We start from the raw sequence: 1,586 nt of genomic DNA on the forward strand, positions 1-1,586 counted from the left end.
AGCAGCCGCCCACGTTGCAAAGGCTTGTTCGACCTCTTTTTCGTACTGCCCGTTTTGCGGACCATTGGCGCTGTCGAAGTTCCAGGTGATCGTGGATGCATCCCACCGAGCACCCTCGAGTACGTTAGGACCGGAACCGGCAGAGGTGGCAGTATCTCGAGCCATTTCACCCGCCTGGGCGAACCCGTTCTTGGCGGCGTTAGCGGCCGCGGCGTTCCCTTGATGTTGGTCGTACTGAGCGATGGCGGTTACATCGCTGGCTAGCTTGCTTTGCACCGCACTTCGGTCGCCTGAAAAACCATAGCCGCCGTAGTAGCCGCCATAGCCGCCGCTAGGGTCGCCATTGTCGGCCGGGGGGCTCGATTGATCGATATAGTCAATCCCAGACCAATCAGCCCCCGTATCGCCAGTGCCATCGACTATGTCACCGGTATTTGATCCGGAGAAGTTGATGGTGTCGCTATTTCCGTCGACAGAGTCATATTGACCATCGACAGTGATGTTGTCGCTTGAACCGTTGATGCCGTCATTGCTGCCGTTGACATCTAATTGACTATCTCCGTCGACGTAGATACCTGTGTCCTGACCATTGGCCGTCTTGCCGCCAAACGCGTCGCCGCTGGCATTAATCGTATCCGCACTACCGTTCGTGTCGGCGACATACGTTAGCGCTCCGGCCACCGTGTTGATCGTGTTGCCGCCTCCATAGACGCCGAGACTGTCTCCGGCGGCTTCGTTCACGCCATCGCCGCTACCTCTGACATTGACCTGACTGTTGACGTTCATGCCAATACCGGTGCCTTGACCGTTCGCTGCAGTTCCACCCAACGCATCACCGCTGCCGTCAATCGTGTCGAAAGCTCCGTTGGTGTCTCCGACTACCGTGCATGTATTGGCCGCGAGATTAATAACGTCGCCACCGCCGTAGACGCCAGCCGTGTCGCCAGCGGCCTCATTGATGCCGTCGTTGCTGCCGTTGACATTGACTTGCGTGTTTACATTCAACCCGATGCCAGTTCCCTGGCCATTCGCAGCAGTTCCTCCGAGTTCAACGCCATTGCCGTTGATCGTGTCGAAGGCGCCGTTCGTATCGCCCAGAACCGTACAAGTATCAGCCGCAAGATTGATAATGTCGCCACCGCCATAGACGCCAGCCGTATCGCCAGCAGCCTCGTTGATGCCGTCGTTGCTGCCGTTGACATTGACTTGCGTGTTTACATTCAACCCGATGCCAGTTCCCTGGCCATTCGCAGCAGTTCCTCCGAGTTCAACGCCATTGCCGTTGATCGTGTCGAAGGCGCCGTTCGTATCGCCCAGAACCGTACAAGTATCAGCCGCAAGATTGATAACGTCGCCACCGCCATAGACGCCAGCCGTATCGCCAGCAGCCTCGTTGATGCCGTCGTTACTGCCGTTAACATTGACTTGCGTGTTCGCATTCAGACCGATACCGGTTCCCTGGCCATTCGCAGCGGTTCCCCCAAGTTCAAAGAGGTGGCCTCGCTCATTCGGACAGTTTTCTGAGATTTTTAAGTGGAACGTCCGAGGCAATCATGCTGCCGATTTGATCGCAGGCAGCGTCGCGA

At 57.1% G+C, this 1,586-nt stretch carries 1 pseudogene; it reads right to left on the bottom strand.

Going from position 1 to position 1,586, the window contains the following annotated elements:
- A pseudogene (locus HWX03_RS36605) lies at positions 1 to 1,551 on the bottom strand (S-layer family protein); the annotation flags it as partial.
- Positions 1,552 to 1,586 lie beyond the last annotated feature (35 nt).

Origin of the sequence: Burkholderia sp. BCC0397 (genome assembly GCF_902832865.1) — a bacterium.
In the GTDB taxonomy this organism is placed as follows: Bacteria; Pseudomonadota; Gammaproteobacteria; order Burkholderiales; family Burkholderiaceae; genus Burkholderia.